Here is a 15,399-nt window from a genome sequence, read left to right on the forward strand (position 1 = left end):
TTAACATGCAAGTAAAAGATCAACTCTCATCATTACAACCATATAAACCAGGTAAATCACCTGAACAAATGAAAGAAGTGTACGGAGATCATTCATTTGTGAAATTAGCATCGAATGAAAACCCATTCGGCTGCTCACCACGTGTTTTAGATGAGTTGCAAAAATCGTGGTTGGAACATGCTTTATATCCTGACGGAGGTGCTACAACGCTCCGTCAAACAATTGCAAATAAGTTACATGTACAAATGGAACAAGTACTTTGCGGTAGTGGATTAGATGAAGTCATTCAAATCATAAGTCGTGCAGTACTGAAAGCAGGAGATAACATCGTGACGGCTGGTACGACATTCCCGCAGTACCGTCATCATGCAATTATTGAAGGCTGTGAAGTGAAAGAAATTCCTTTAAATAACGGTGTATACGATTTAGACGAAATTTCGTCAGCGGTAAATAATAATACGAAAATCGTATGGATTTGTAATCCAAATAACCCGACAGGCACATATGTGAATGATCAAAAATTGTCTCAATTTATTGAAGGTATTAATGAAAATACGTTAATTGTCATTGATGAAGCGTACTATGAATACGTAACAGCAAAAGATTTCCCAGAGACATTACCGCTATTAGAAAAACATAAAAATATTTTTGTACTTAGAACGTTTTCTAAAGCATACGGATTAGCTTCTTTCCGCGTTGGATATGCGATTGGACATGAAGAGCTAATCGAGAAATTAAATGTCGTACGTTTGCCATTTAACGTATCTTCATTAGCGCAAAAAGCAGCGACGATTGCTTTTGGTGATGACGAGTTTATTGAAGAAATAGTTCGTGTGAATACAGAAGGATTACAACAATACGAAAGCTTTTGTAAGGAAAATGAAATTCCATTTTATCCATCGCAAACAAATTTCATCTTCTTGCCAGTTGAGAATGCTGGGGAGATTTATGAAGCTTGTGCACACGCAGGATTTATTATTCGTCCGTTCCCAAATGGTGTCCGTATTACAGTCGGAACAAGGGAGCAAAATGAAGGAGTGATTTCAGTGTTACAACAACACTTTGAAAATAAAAAAAGAAAGTCTCGAGATGAGGCAAATGCGTAAAAAGGTAGTTTTAATTGGAACTGGTTTAATAGGGGGCTCTCTTGCATTAGCAATTAAGAAAGAGCACGATGTAACGATAACAGGTTATGATATTTTTCAAGAACAAGTAGAGCGTGCAAAAGAATTACACGTAGTAGATGAAGTAGCGGTAGATTTACAGCATGCGTGTGAAGAGGCGCATTTAATTGTTTTTGCTTCTCCAGTTGAAGAAACGAAGAAGTTATTACACAAATTAGCGTCATTTCGATTACGAGAAGATGTTATTGTAACCGATGTTGGTAGTACAAAAGGGACGATTATGAATGAAGCAGAAGCTTTATTTTCAAAGGAAGTTTCTTTCATTGGTGGACATCCAATGGCAGGTTCTCATAAAACGGGCGTTGAAAGTGCAAAAGCACATTTATTTGAAAATGCATTTTACATTTTGACACCGATGAATCATGTGCCAAATGAACATGTAGAAGAACTAAAGCGTTGGTTACAAGGGACAGGATCTCATTTTCTCGTTTTAAATACGGAAGAACATGATTATGTAACAGGAATTGTAAGTCATTTTCCGCATCTTATTGCAGCAGGGTTAGTAAAGCAAGTGGAGAAACATGCAGGAGATAATCCACTTATTCATCAACTAGCTGCTGGAGGTTTTAAAGACATTACACGTATCGCATCTAGTAGCCCAAAAATGTGGAGTGATATTGTTAAGCAAAATCGTGAGCATTTAATGGTATTATTAAAAGAGTGGATCTCTGAAATGGAAGATTTATATGATACAGTTTCTACCGGAGATGCAGGCGAGATTCAAAACTATTTTGCAGGCGCGAAAGAATACCGTGACTCTTTACCAGTACGAAAAAGAGGGGCAATTCCTGCCTATCACGACTTATACGTCGATGTTTTAGATAAAGTAGGAGCATTGGCTCACATTACGAGCATTTTAGCACGCGAAGAAATTAGTATTACGAACTTGCAAATATTAGAAGCGCGTGAAGGATTGCTAGGGGTGTTACGTATTAGCTTCCAAAGAGAAGAAGATCGTATGAAAGCAAAGCTAGCGCTTAGAGAAGAAAAATACCAAACTTATGAAACAATTTAAATGAGAAGGTGAAAACGTGAAGGAAAGAACGATACAACCTGTTAATAACGGATTAAATGGCAACATTACAATTCCAGGAGATAAATCCATTTCACACCGTGCTGTCATGTTCGGTGCGATTGCAGAAGGAAAAACAACAATTAAAGGTTTCTTGCCCGGTGCAGACTGTTTAAGTACGATTTCTTGCTTTAAAGAAATGGGAGTAGACATCGTGCAAAATGGTGATGAAGTCACTGTAGTTGGTAAAGGATTAGAAGGTTTACAAGAACCGAAAGCTGTATTAGATGTTGGTAATTCTGGTACAACAATACGTTTAATGTCAGGGATCTTGGCAAATACACCATTTTTCTCTTGTGTACAAGGTGATGCATCTATCGCAAAAAGACCGATGAAACGTGTTACAAACCCATTAAAACAAATGGGTGCAAACCTTGATGGTCGTGAAGAAGGAACGTTCACACCGTTAACAATACGTGGCGGAGATTTAAAAGCAATTGAATACACTTCACCTGTAGCAAGTGCACAAGTAAAGTCAGCTATTTTACTTGCAGGACTTCGAGCAGAAGGTGTAACAGCTGTTACAGAACCACATATTTCACGCGATCATACGGAAAGAATGCTTGAAGCCTTTGGAGTTAAAGTAACGCGCGAAGGAAAAACAGTGAAACTTGCAGGTGGACAAAAGCTAACAGCAACAGACGTCCAAGTGCCAGGTGACGTATCATCAGCAGCATTTTTCCTAGTAGCGGGCGCAATCATTCCAAATAGTAAACTAGTATTACAAAATGTAGGGATGAATCCAACTCGTACTGGTATTATTGATGTATTAGAGAAAATGGGTGCTACGTTTACTGTAGAGCCAATTAACGAAGGAGCATCAGAACCAGCTGCAAACATTACAATTGAAACATCTTCATTAAAAGGAACTGAAATTGGCGGAGATATTATCCCAAGATTAATTGATGAAATTCCTGTAATTGCTTTAGCAGCAACACAAGCAGAAGGAATTACAGTTATTAAAGATGCACACGAATTAAAAGTTAAAGAAACGAACCGTATTGATACAGTCGTTGCAGAATTAACGAAGCTAGGAGCTCGCATAGAAGCAACTGACGACGGGATGATTATTTACGGGAAATCAGCTCTAAAAGGTAATACAGTAAATAGTTACGGTGACCACCGCATCGGAATGATGCTTGCGATCGCTGGATGTATCGCAGAAGGAAAAACAACAATTGAAGATGCAGAAGCGGTAGGCGTATCATATCCTACATTCTTCGACGAACTTCAAACGTTAGCTAAATAAAGTAATAAGAAGCAGATACAGGATGTATCTGCTTCTTATATTGGATTCGTTTCGTGAAGTTCATATAATTTCATTCACCACACTGTAATATTGAGAATTATGGTACAATTCAAACAAGGAATGGAGGAGAAGTATATGAACGTTATACGATTAAAAGAAGATAAATTTAAAGAAGCATTACGCTTATCAGAATACGCTTTTCAATATAAAGTTGAAGAGGAACGATTGCAGCAACAACTTACAAAGATGAAAGAAAGTCATGAAATATACGGTATTATGGAAGGGGAAGATTTAGCAGCAAAACTGCATCTCATTCCGTTTCATATATACATAGGCAAAGAAAAATTTAAAATGGGTGGCGTTGCAGGGGTAGCGACGTATCCAGAGTATAGAAGAAGCGGGTATGTAAAAGAATTGCTTCGACACTCACTACAAACGATGAAAAAAGAGGGATATACAGTATCGATGCTACATCCATTTGCCGTTTCATTTTACCGTAAATATGGATGGGAACTTTGTGCGAACCTCCTTGTATGTCAAATGACAAAGAGCGATTTCGTGATGAAAAAACAAGTAAACGGTACTGTGAAACGATTCAATAAAGAAAATCACCCTGAAGAGGTCGAGAAACTTTATGAAACATTTGCACAATGTTTTTCCGGTATGCTAGTTCGCGATGAAAAATGGTGGTTACAAGCTGTTTATGATGATTTAACATTAGCGATTTATTACGATAAAAATAAAACGGCAGCAGGCTACATGCTATATAAAATTGAAAACAGCAAAATGACAGTAGAAGAATTTGTTCCACTGCATAATGAGGCGCGAAATGGCCTGTGGAACTTTATTTGTCAGCATGATTCTATGATTAAAGAACTTGAAATGACTATAAGTGAAAACGAACCGCTATTATATACACTACAAGAGCCACGCGTGAAGGCAGAAATAAAGCCGTATTTTATGGGCAGAATTGTAGATGTGGAGCAGTTCCTAAAACAATATGAATTAAACTGGAACAATGTACAGCAAGAAGTGATTTTACAGATTACAGATTCGTTTGCACCGTGGAATAACGTTACAGTGAGGCTTGCAAATCATGAAATAACAATTGTAGAAGAAACAATGGAAAAAGGAATCAAGCTGGATATAAACGCATTATCTACAATAATGTTTGGATACAAACGTCCGTTAGAACTTAATGAACTAGAATTCATTACCGGAAGCGAAGAGGAAATACAAGCATTTGAGAATATAGTTCCAGTACGTAAAGCTTTTATTTATGATTTCTTTTAAGTTTTAAATAGGGAATTGGGCTGTCCCAAACAAAATTTTGGGACGCCTTTCTCTTTGATTGTCGTTTTTTTCGGTAAGTCGATATATTTTAAAAACCGCTGATATAAATTTATTCACAAACACGGGATTAAAATTGCAACTATACGTAGTCACGCACTTGACTTTTAGTCCCTGTAATTTATAATTAAAAACGGAATGAATTTTCATTCCTGAAAATAGAGGTGGAAAAAATGGCTAAAAACAAACAAGAGGATATTTTTGATGCTGCGATGCAACTTTTTGCAGAGCGTGGTTACGATGGTACGACAATTCCAATGATCGCTGAAAAAGCAAATGTCGGTGCGGGTACTATTTATCGCTATTTTGCAAATAAAGAGGCACTTGTTAACTCATTATTTTCAAAAAGTATGTTACAGCTTTCTGAAATGATAAAAACGGATTTTCCTGTTGAAGCAAATATTCGTGAACAGTTTAGTCATACGTATAACCGTTTATTTGAATTTGCGAGAAACAATGTGGATGCTTTTTTATTTACAAATTCTCACTGCGATAGTTATTTTCTTGACGAACAGAGTAAGAAAATATTTGACGATTTTATAGGCTTCTTTATGAATATTATTGAAGATGGAATTGCAAAAGGTTTTCTTCGTCCATTGCCTCCAGTTGCTTTAATTATTATTGTATATCAACCGTTAGAAAAATTAACGAAAGTAATTGCAACAGGGCAATTAGAATACTCAAAAGAGTTAGTAAAAGAATTGGAAGAAAGCTCTTGGAATGCTATTAGAATCATTTGATTCTATAGCTTTATAAGGATAGGAATGAATATTCATTCCTAAATAGATTAAAAAAATGAAAGTAGGAGAGGATATTTGTGTAACTAAGGGAATGAACATTCATTCCGGAAAGAGTAGTTTAATAGAGTTTATAAAATAAATTAATAAAACGATAGGAATGAACGTTCATTCCTGAAAAATAGTTTCGAAATGATAGGAATGAATATTCATTCCTAAACTAACGTGAAACTTTCAAAACGGGAGATGATTAATATGAGTAAGCTGAAAAATTGGAGAAGTTTATCTTTTCTATTATGGATAGTTATTACTATTACAATGATCGTAACGATGCCTAATATGGATAAATTAGTGAAAGAAAAAGGGCATATTACGATTCCTAATACAGAGCAAAGTAGTATCGCTGACAAAATGATAAGAGAGATGGATAAAGACGGGACAGAAAAATATGATGTTATAGCTGTTTTTAATAGTGGAAGTAAAGCAGCTTTAACAACTGAGCAAAAAGATGAAATAATAAAAACAATCAACGCCCTGCAAAATGAAAAAGAGCAATTAGGAATTAAGGAAGTTGTTTCACATTTAGATAATAAAGACTTGGAAAAGCAATTGATATCTAAAGACAATACGACCATTTTAACGCAAATCTCTGTGGATAAAAAACACGGTGAAATATCAAAAATTGCAAATGGGCTTCATAATAAAATTAAACCGAAGGGCGTTAAAACATACTTAACAGGAAGTGATTTAATTGCGGGTGATTTTCTTACATCCTCTCAAGAGGGAGTGAAAAAGACAGAAATTATTTCTATCATTTTCATTTTAGTTGTATTAATCATTGTATTTCGTTCACCAATTGTTCCAATCGTTTCTCTGCTTACAGTTGGTGTATCATACTTAGTTTCAATGGGGATTATTGCCCATCTAGTAGATCAATTTAATTTTCCGTTTTCTAACTTCACACAAGTGTTTGTAGTTGTTGTCCTGTTTGGGGTTGGAACAGACTATAACATTTTATTATATACAAGGTTTAAGGAAGAATTAAGTAAACAAGAAAATGCATTTTTAGCTACGAAAGAAACGTTTAAATTGGCAGGGAAAACCGTTTTATATAGCGGAATAGCAGTACTAATTGGTTTTGCATCTCTTGCTTTAGCGAGTTTTAAATTATATCAATCTACTTCAGCAGTAGCAATTGGTGTCGCAGTATTATTACTCGTATTAACTACGTTAAATCCATTTTTCATGGTGCTATTAGGAAAAGGAATGTTTTATCCAGTAAAAACATTTAAAGGCCATGAGGATAGTCGTTTATGGGGATTTCTTGCGAAAAACTCAGTAGTAAGACCATTCGCAGCTTTAATCATTGTATTTGTGATATCGATTCCTTTCGTAATGAAATACTCTAATACACTAAATTACAATGATTTATTTGAAGTAGATAATAAATATGAGTCGAAAATGGGGATTAACGTAATAGAAGCCCATTTTCCACCTGGTTTTTCTTCACCAAGTACGTTAGTCATTCAATCGGATAACAAGTTAGATGATGCGAGTTCTCTTCAAACTTTAGATGAACTAACTGATAAGATTTTGAAAGTGAAAGGTGTTTCAGAAGTATATTCACCGACGCGTCCAACTGGTGAAAGGATAAAAGAACTATATATAAATAAACAAGCGGGAGAACTAAATACAGGTTTAGGAGATGCCAATGGTGGTATAAAGGAAATTAATGATGGATTAACTACTGCGAAAGATAAAATGGGTAGTAAAGACTCAAATAGTCTTGCAAACGTTCAAAAGTTAATTGATGGAACAAACGAAGCGAAAAACGGTGTAACAGCATTAGGAACAGCTTTACATCAACTATCAACTGGTATAAATGACGGAGCACAAGGTGCGCAGAAAATTGAGAGTGGATTAACTTCAGTAAATGAAAATATAAATGTTTTATCTAATGCAACTTCACAAATTCATGCTGGTTATGCGCAGTTAGAAAAAGGATTAAGTTCATACGATCAATACTTCGGAAGTATTTCTCAAGCCATTGATGGTGCGAAAAAAGGTTATGAACAAATTGAAATGTTAATGACCAATTTCATTCAAACGAAACCAGAATTAGCAAATGATCCGAACATACTGCAAACGATAGGAATTGCTAAAGAGGCTCAAAAGCAATTAGGTGTGCTTTCAAATGAATTAAATCAATTAGCAACGCAGCATAAAGCGGCGATGGGCTCATTTAAAGAAGCGAATCAATCGTTATTGAAAGTGGATAACGGCTTAAAAGAAATGAACAATGGAGTTACTAAATTACGAAAAGGAGCAGCTGATCTTAAAAATGGATTAGATGAAGGTGCTTCAGGTTCTAAACAAATTGCGAACAAGTCATCTGAGTTACAAACCGGATTAACAAAAATAAATGATGGGCAAGGCCAGTTATTAACCGGGCTGAAAGACTTGCAAGAACAGATGGGGCAATTACAATCAGGATTATTTAAAAGTACAGAAGGGCTCGAAAAGGTAAGTAACGGACTAGGGGATGCTCAGAAATATTTAGGAGAATTGAATGAATCCAAAAGCTCTGAGAAATTTTATATTCCAAAAGAAGTTTTAGAGGGAGAAGATTTCCAAAAAGCATTGAATACGTACATGTCACATGATAGAAAGACTGCAAAAATGACAATCATTTTAGACGTAAATCCGTATTCGAAAGAAGCGATGCCAATCATTGAAGAAATTAATAAAACGATAGACGGTACGTTAAATGGTACAGAATTAAAATCAGCCAAAAAAGCGATCGGCGGTACAACAGCAAGAAACGTTGATTTAAAAGAAGTAACAGGCCAAGATTTCTTACGTACAGCTACGATTATGTTAATTGGAATTGCGGTTGTATTACTCGTTATTACACGGTCATTTTTAAATACAATCTTCATTATTGGCTCTTTAATATTAGCTTATTTTGCATCACTTGGTATAAGTGAACAAATTAGTACACACATACTAAACGTAGAGTCATTAAGCTGGAATGTACCATTCTTTAGTTTTATAATGATAGTCGCTTTAGGTGTGGATTATAGCATTTTCGTAATGATGCGATACAATGAGTTAGAAGGGGACCCTGCAACGAAAATTGTAAATGCATCTCGTCACATAGGAGGAGTCGTATTATCAGCTGCGCTTATTTTAGGTGGTACATTTGCTGCATTAATCCCTTCAGGTGTATTGACACTTATACAAGTAGCATCCGTTGTTGGTGTTGCACTGTTACTATTAGCTATCATTGTAATGCCAATATTGTTACCTGCTTTAATAGGGTTAACGAATAAAATGAAGAATTATACGAAAAAATTAAGTAAAAGAAAGTAAAAAAATCCCCTTTTAAAAGGGGATTTTTCTTATTTAATAAATTTGTCCATCACATCTTTATATTTTGCAAATTCCTCATTTATCATATCTCTATTCATTATAAAATTTGCTTCTATATAATATTGTTTCATTAAAAACATACATTTTATTCAAGGTAGAAAAGGGATGAATAGCAATCAACCGTTGCTATTCATCCATCTTCTACTATATAATAGCTATAGTCTACAATAATTGAGTTGTAATATGCGATTTTTTAAGACAATCGGTGAGAAAACGCTGAAATAAGCGGTATTAGTAGGAGGACACAAATGATTACAGTAAGTAACGTTAGTTTGCGTTTTGCGGATCGCAAATTATTTGAAGATGTTAACATAAAATTCACGCCAGGTAACTGCTACGGTTTAATCGGAGCAAACGGTGCTGGTAAATCGACATTTCTAAAGATTTTATCTGGAGAAATCGAACCATCAACAGGTGACATACATATTACGCCAGGTGAGCGTTTAGCAGTATTAAAACAGAACCACTTCGAATATGAAGAGTTCCCAGTATTAGAAACAGTAATTATGGGTCACACGCAACTTTATAAAGTAATGCAAGAGAAAAATGCCATTTACATGAAAGAAGACTTTAGTGATGAAGATGGTATGCGTGCTGCTGAACTTGAAGGTGAGTTCGCTGAGCTTAACGGTTGGGAAGCAGAATCAGAAGCTGCAATCCTTCTTAAAGGTTTAGGTATTGGTGAAGATGTTCATGATAAGAAATTGTCAGAATTAACTGGAGCAGAGAAAGTAAAAGTATTACTTGCTCAAGCTTTATTCGGTAAACCAGACATTCTATTACTAGATGAGCCTACCAACCACTTGGACTTAAAAGCGATTCAATGGTTAGAAAACTTCTTAATGAACTTTGAAAATACAGTAATCGTTGTATCCCATGACCGTCACTTCTTAAATAAAGTTTGTACGCACATGGCTGATCTTGATTTCGGTAAAATTCAACTTTATGTTGGTAACTATGACTTCTGGTATGAGTCAAGCCAATTAGCTTTAAAATTAACACAAGATGCTAATAAGAAAAAAGAAGAGAAAGTAAAAGAGTTACAAAACTTCATTGCACGCTTTAGCTCAAACGCATCTAAAGCGAAACAAGCAACTTCTCGTAAAAAATTATTAGATAAAATTACATTAGATGATATTAGACCATCATCACGTCGTTATCCATTCGTTGGCTTTACACCTGAGCGAGAAATAGGAAATGACTTATTAACTGTTGAAGGTCTTTCTAAAACAATTGATGGCGAAAAAGTGTTAGATAATGTGTACTTCACTTTAAATAAAGGTGATAAAGTTGCATTTATCGGTCGTAACGATATTGCGATGACAACATTATTTAAAATCCTTATGGGTGAAATGGAGCCAGATAGCGGTTCATTCAAATGGGGCGTTACAACATCTCAATCTTACTTCCCAAGAGATAACTCTAAATACTTTGAGAACAGTGACTCTAACTTAGTTGATTGGTTACGCCAATTCTCTCCACAAGATGAGTCAGAAAGCTTCTTACGTGGTTTCTTAGGCCGTATGTTATTCTCAGGTGAAGAAGTTAAGAAGAACGTTTCTGTATTATCTGGGGGCGAAAAAGTTCGTTGTATGCTATCTAAAATGATGTTAAGTGGTGCGAACGTAATCACACTTGACGATCCAACGAACCACTTAGACCTCGAGTCTATCACTGCATTAAACAATGGTTTAATCGCATTTAAAGGTACAATGCTATTCACATCTCATGACCATCAGTTCGTACAAACAATTGCAAACCGCATTATCGAAGTAACGCCAAACGGTGTAATTGATAAAGAGGCTACTTACGATGAGTTCTTAGAAAATGAAGAACTTCAAAAACAAGTAGATGCAATGTACAAAGGTCAATAATAAATGATGAAAAACCTCGCTCTCGTAATGAGAGTGAGGTTTTTTTATAATCATTGATTATATGAACTATGAATAATTATACAAAAATAACTTTGGAGGTTGAAAGATATTTTGATGTTACAAATATAGAAATGGCTGCATCATGAATAAACTTGAAATAAATGAAAGGGGTGTAATATACACCGGATAAAAACAAATGTTTTCTATTGTGAATTTCATTATATTACATGAATGTTCCAGAACTGGAGACATATTTATTTGCGAAGCAGTGAATAAAGGTTTATAGTATGTGGAGTCATAATTAGTGGATGAGACTTGGGAGAAAACAGAAAATGTTACAAAAGTATTTTGTTAAATAGAAACCAAGGTCAAAATATTTAAAAAGAAATAGTTGAATAAATAAAAGCTTCAAATTATAATTACTAATATTCTTCATATAGTTAAACAGATAAAATCTATTTGAAGATGAAAAATTGAATAGATAGACAGACTTATATCAAAATAAGCCTTGGATGATTAAAAGAGGTGGAGAGATGAAACAGTTCTTATTAAAGAGCAAAAGTGTGTTAAGCAATCACTTTGGATTTTTTGTGTTTGCCATTGTTTTATTCTGGTTAAAAACATATGCAGCATATGTGACAGAATTTAATTTAGGGATATCCAACACAATCCAAAAATTTTTACTGTTTTTCAACCCGTTAAGCTCAGCAGTTCTATTTTTAGGGCTCGCATTATTTGCAAAGGGGAAACGTGCTTACATTTGGTTAATTGTTATTAATTTGTTAATGTCTATACTTTTATACGCAAACGTAGTATATTATCGCTTTTTCAGCGACTTTATTACGTTCCCGACATTAACACAAACGAATAACTTTGGAGATTTAGGTGGTAGTATTTTTGCATTACTACACGCATATGATCCACTATATTTCTTAGATACAATCATTTTAATTGTTTTAGTAGCAACAAAATTTGCAAGTCCAAAACCTATCCGTGTTGCGAAGCATAAATTATCACTAGTATTTGTAGCAGGTATTTTATTATTCAGCATTAACTTAGGTCTTGCAGAATCCGATCGTCCTGAATTATTAACAAGAACATTTGACCGTAATTATATTGTGAAATATTTAGGGGCATACAACTATACGATTTATGATGGCATTCAAAGTGCGAAAGCATCAACAGAACGAGCGTTAGCTGATGGAGATAATATGACTGAGGTTAGAAATTATCTTGCATCAACATATGCAAGTCCAAATCCTGAGTACTTTGGTAAAGGTAAAGGAATGAACGTAATTTATATTCATTTAGAGTCATTCCAAAACTTTTTAATCGATTATAAATTAAATGGGCAAGAAGTTACACCGTTCTTAAATTCATTTACAAAAGATGCGAATACGTTATACTTTGATAACTTCTTCCATCAAACAGGACAAGGTAAAACATCTGATGCGGAGTTCATGCTAGAAAACTCAATGTTTGGATTACCACAAGGATCTGTTTTTACAAATAAAGCTCATAACACGTTTCAATCAGCACCAGCTATTTTAGGTCAACAAGGATACACATCAGCAGTGTTCCACGGTAACTATAAAACGTTCTGGAACCGTGACGAGATTTATAAATCATTTGGTTTTAATAAATTCTTTGATGCGTCATACTACGATATGAACGAAAAAGATGTAGTAAACTATGGATTAAAAGATAAACCGTTCTTTAACGAATCTATTCCATTATTACAAACATTGAAACAACCGTTCTATACGAAGTTCATTACGCTATCGAACCATTTCCCTTATCCGATTGATAAAGAAGAAGCGACGATTGAACCAGCTAAAACAGGTGATTCATCAGTAGATACGTATTTCCAAACAGCACGTTATTTAGATGAGTCTGTAAAAGGATTCTTGGATTACTTGAAACAATCTGGTTTATACGATAACTCAATTATCGTTATGTACGGTGATCATTACGGCATTTCCGATAATCATGGTGCAGCAATGTCTCAAATAATGGGTAAAGAAATGAACTCATTCGAAAATGCACAGCTGCAACGTGTACCATTAATCATTCGTGTTCCAGGAATGAAGGGTGGCGTACAGCATCAATACGGCGGAGAAATTGATGTTCTTCCGACACTATTACACTTATTAGGTACAGATACGAAAAATTATGTCCAGTTTGGATCAGATTTATTATCACCAGAGCATAAACAAGTTGTTCCATTCCGTAACGGTAACTTCGTAAGTCCAACAGTTACTGCATTGAATGGAAAATACTATGATACAGCTACTGGTAACTCTGTAGAATTAACAGACGAAATAAAAGAAAATGAACAAATGGTTCAAAAATCACTGAAATACTCTGACCAAGTCGTAAACGGTGACTTATTACGATTCTATACACCGGAAGGATTTACACCGGTAGATCGTTCGAAGTACAACTATAACCATCGTGATAAAAATAAAACGAAGGTAAAGACGACTGAAGACGGGGAAACGAAATAAATATGAAAGAGCGCTACTCATAAGAGTAGCGCTTTTGTTTGTAAATAGAACGTTGTCATTATATAGAGTTATCCTTATTTTTTTGTTTCATCTTTCCAAAGAATACTACACCAGCAATGATAATTATGATAAATGCCCATTTTATGAAAGGGTTACTTTCGAAAAATCCAGCGAACCATTTCTCATCTACAATCATTTTCGCGGCAGTATAAGCTAAAACAGCTGCTCCAATTGTAATGATGACAGGGAACCGGTCCACCCATTTTAAAATTAATGTACTGCCCCATACTACTACTGGAATAGATACTAATAGTCCAATGATGACTAAAGAAAAATTGCCATGGGCAGCTCCTGCAACAGCAAGTACATTGTCAATACCCATTAACGCATCAGCAATAATAATGGTTTTAATAGCAGACCAAAATCCTTCTTCGGCTTTAATATCATGGTCTTTGCCTTCAGCAATTAATTTGTAAGCAATCCATATAAGGAGTACACCACCAATTAGAAGTAGCCCTGGTATTTTTAATAACCAAACAACAACTAAAGTAGCCAGGGCTCTAATCGCGATTGCCCCGATAGTTCCCCATATAATCACTTTCTTTTGCTGATCTTTCGGTAATCGCCGTGCTGCTAATCCAATTACAATGGCATTATCACCGGCTAACACTAAATCAATTACAATGATGGCAAGTAAGGCAGACAAATATTCGGCTGAAAGAAAATCCATATACACATCACTCCTTAAGAGTAATATGTGCTAAAGTGTTGATAATATAAAAAATAGGATTGAATTTGTATATTCAATCCTAAATTTTTTACTGTATTTTGATATATGTTTTAATTTCGTACTAGTCGTTTTTAGAATAACATGTTATGTTTTTAAGTTAAATTAATGTAATTTTTACTTTCTATTGATATAAAGGAAGGAGGGGAATCGAATATAAGAGAAGTAATGCCCAATACGAAAAAAAGACTCAATAACCTACTAGAGGAAATAGAGTCTTTCATATTACATACGATTATCATGCCAGAAGTTTAATGGGAAGTGTTCGTTCTCATTATAGGCTTCTAATTCATATCCTTTTTCTTTCAGTCCTTTTATAATTCCAGGTACTGCTTTAACGGATTGAGGATGAATGTCGTGCATAAGAATAACTTCAGTTGGTTTGTTAGCAATGTTAAGAACGTTTTCTACAATTTTAGCTGATGCAGCGTCAACAGGCATTTTGTTATATTTCCAGTCTAAAGAATCAATTGTCCAATCCCAAACTTTTAAGCCATTTTCGACAACTTTGTTGCGAAGAGCTTCGTTTAATCCTGGCATTGAGCCGTATGATGGACGAGTTAATACAGGCGATTTACCTAGAACGCCGGCGATTAAGCCTTGATCTTCCTTCATTTCATCTACGTAATGACCTTCTGTGTAAAGTTTCTTGTAGTTATGAGTCATACTGTGCATCCCAACATAGTGGCCTTCAGCATCTTCACGTTTTACAAGATCCGGGAATGCTTTTACGTTTGAACCAATTAGGAAGAATGTTGCTTTTGCATTTTCTCTTTTTAACATATCTAAAAGCTCAGCTGTGTATTTTCCAGGACCATCATCAAATGTTAAGTAAGCGACTTTTCTAACTTGCCCGTTATATTGTTTTGGAGCTTCTTTCGGTGCAAGAGATGATTGAATTTCACTTACAAGTTGAACAGATTTTGCTTCATCCTCTGTACTTGCTAGAGCAGTATGTGCTGATCCTAAAGCTGCTTCGTATGTAAATAATACCCCCGCGCAAATCAACATAGCCCTTTTTACTAAAGTTGTCATTCGAATTCCATTGTGCATAATTTTCCTTCTCTCTATAAAAGTTCTACTCTACTATATTAGCAATTATAGGGCGGTAATTGCAAAAAAACTTTTTTACAAGCGCAAAAAAATTTGGTCAAAAGTATGCAAGATTTTGTATCAATTGTAGTCTTGAAAAAATAGGGTGATTTTA

10 protein-coding genes are annotated in these 15,399 nt (G+C 34.9%); 8 read left to right on the forward strand and 2 right to left on the reverse strand.

All coding sequences use genetic code 11. The features are described from left to right. Positions 1-5: 5 nt before the first annotated feature. The 8 genes from hisC to PDL00_RS17245 all read left to right on the forward strand — a co-directional run bounded on the left by hisC (position 6) and on the right by PDL00_RS17245 (position 13,405). Complete coding sequence (gene hisC / locus PDL00_RS17210; RefSeq protein WP_270730380.1) at positions 6-1,106, forward strand: histidinol-phosphate transaminase; 1,101 nt, start codon at positions 6-8, stop codon at positions 1,104-1,106. Further along, on the forward strand, positions 1,099-2,199 hold the full coding sequence (gene tyrA / locus PDL00_RS17215) for a prephenate dehydrogenase (RefSeq protein ID WP_270730382.1): 1,101 nt from the start codon (positions 1,099-1,101) through the stop codon (positions 2,197-2,199). Before hisC ends, tyrA begins: the two co-directional genes overlap by 8 nt. 16 nt (positions 2,200-2,215) lie before the next feature. Further along, positions 2,216-3,505 carry a 3-phosphoshikimate 1-carboxyvinyltransferase gene (aroA, locus tag PDL00_RS17220; RefSeq protein WP_270730384.1) on the forward strand — a complete coding sequence of 430 codons (1,290 nt, stop codon included), beginning with the start codon at positions 2,216-2,218 and terminating at the stop codon, positions 3,503-3,505. 135 nt (positions 3,506-3,640) lie between these two features. Then, positions 3,641-4,798 (forward strand): GNAT family N-acetyltransferase, encoded by a 1,158-nt coding sequence (locus PDL00_RS17225; RefSeq protein ID WP_270730386.1) that lies wholly within the window; start codon positions 3,641-3,643, stop codon positions 4,796-4,798. A gap of 230 nt (positions 4,799-5,028) precedes the next feature. Further along, a complete protein-coding gene (locus tag PDL00_RS17230; protein WP_001107306.1) occupies positions 5,029-5,595 on the forward strand; it encodes a TetR/AcrR family transcriptional regulator in 567 nt (188 codons plus the stop codon). Positions 5,596-5,847: 252 nt separating this feature from the next. Continuing rightward, entirely contained in the window at positions 5,848-8,964 is a 3,117-nt protein-coding gene (locus tag PDL00_RS17235) for an MMPL family transporter (RefSeq protein WP_242255776.1), read from the forward strand. A 308-nt stretch (positions 8,965-9,272) separates the two neighbouring features. Continuing rightward, the gene (locus PDL00_RS17240) at positions 9,273-10,898 is read left to right on the forward strand and encodes an ABC-F family ATP-binding cassette domain-containing protein (RefSeq protein ID WP_242255775.1); all 1,626 of its coding nucleotides are present in this window, start codon (positions 9,273-9,275) and stop codon (positions 10,896-10,898) included. 533 nt (positions 10,899-11,431) lie between these two features. Beyond that, entirely contained in the window at positions 11,432-13,405 is a 1,974-nt protein-coding gene (locus PDL00_RS17245; protein WP_242255773.1) for an LTA synthase family protein, read from the forward strand. A 58-nt stretch (positions 13,406-13,463) separates the two neighbouring features. Here PDL00_RS17245 and PDL00_RS17250 read toward each other — a convergent pair whose 3' ends face one another. Together PDL00_RS17250 and PDL00_RS17255 are read right to left on the reverse strand one after the other, a co-directional pair. Next, positions 13,464-14,135: a TerC family protein gene (locus PDL00_RS17250; protein WP_242255771.1), complete on the reverse strand. Its 672-nt coding sequence runs from the start codon at positions 14,133-14,135 to the stop codon at positions 13,464-13,466. A gap of 282 nt (positions 14,136-14,417) precedes the next feature. Beyond that, positions 14,418-15,245, reverse strand: coding sequence for a peptidoglycan-N-acetylglucosamine deacetylase (locus PDL00_RS17255; RefSeq protein ID WP_242255769.1), 828 nt, complete (start codon positions 15,243-15,245; stop codon positions 14,418-14,420). Positions 15,246-15,399 lie beyond the last annotated feature (154 nt).

Source organism: Bacillus cereus group sp. TH152-1LC (assembly GCF_027710505.1).
GTDB classification, from domain to species: domain Bacteria; phylum Bacillota; class Bacilli; order Bacillales; family Bacillaceae_G; genus Bacillus_A; species Bacillus_A mobilis.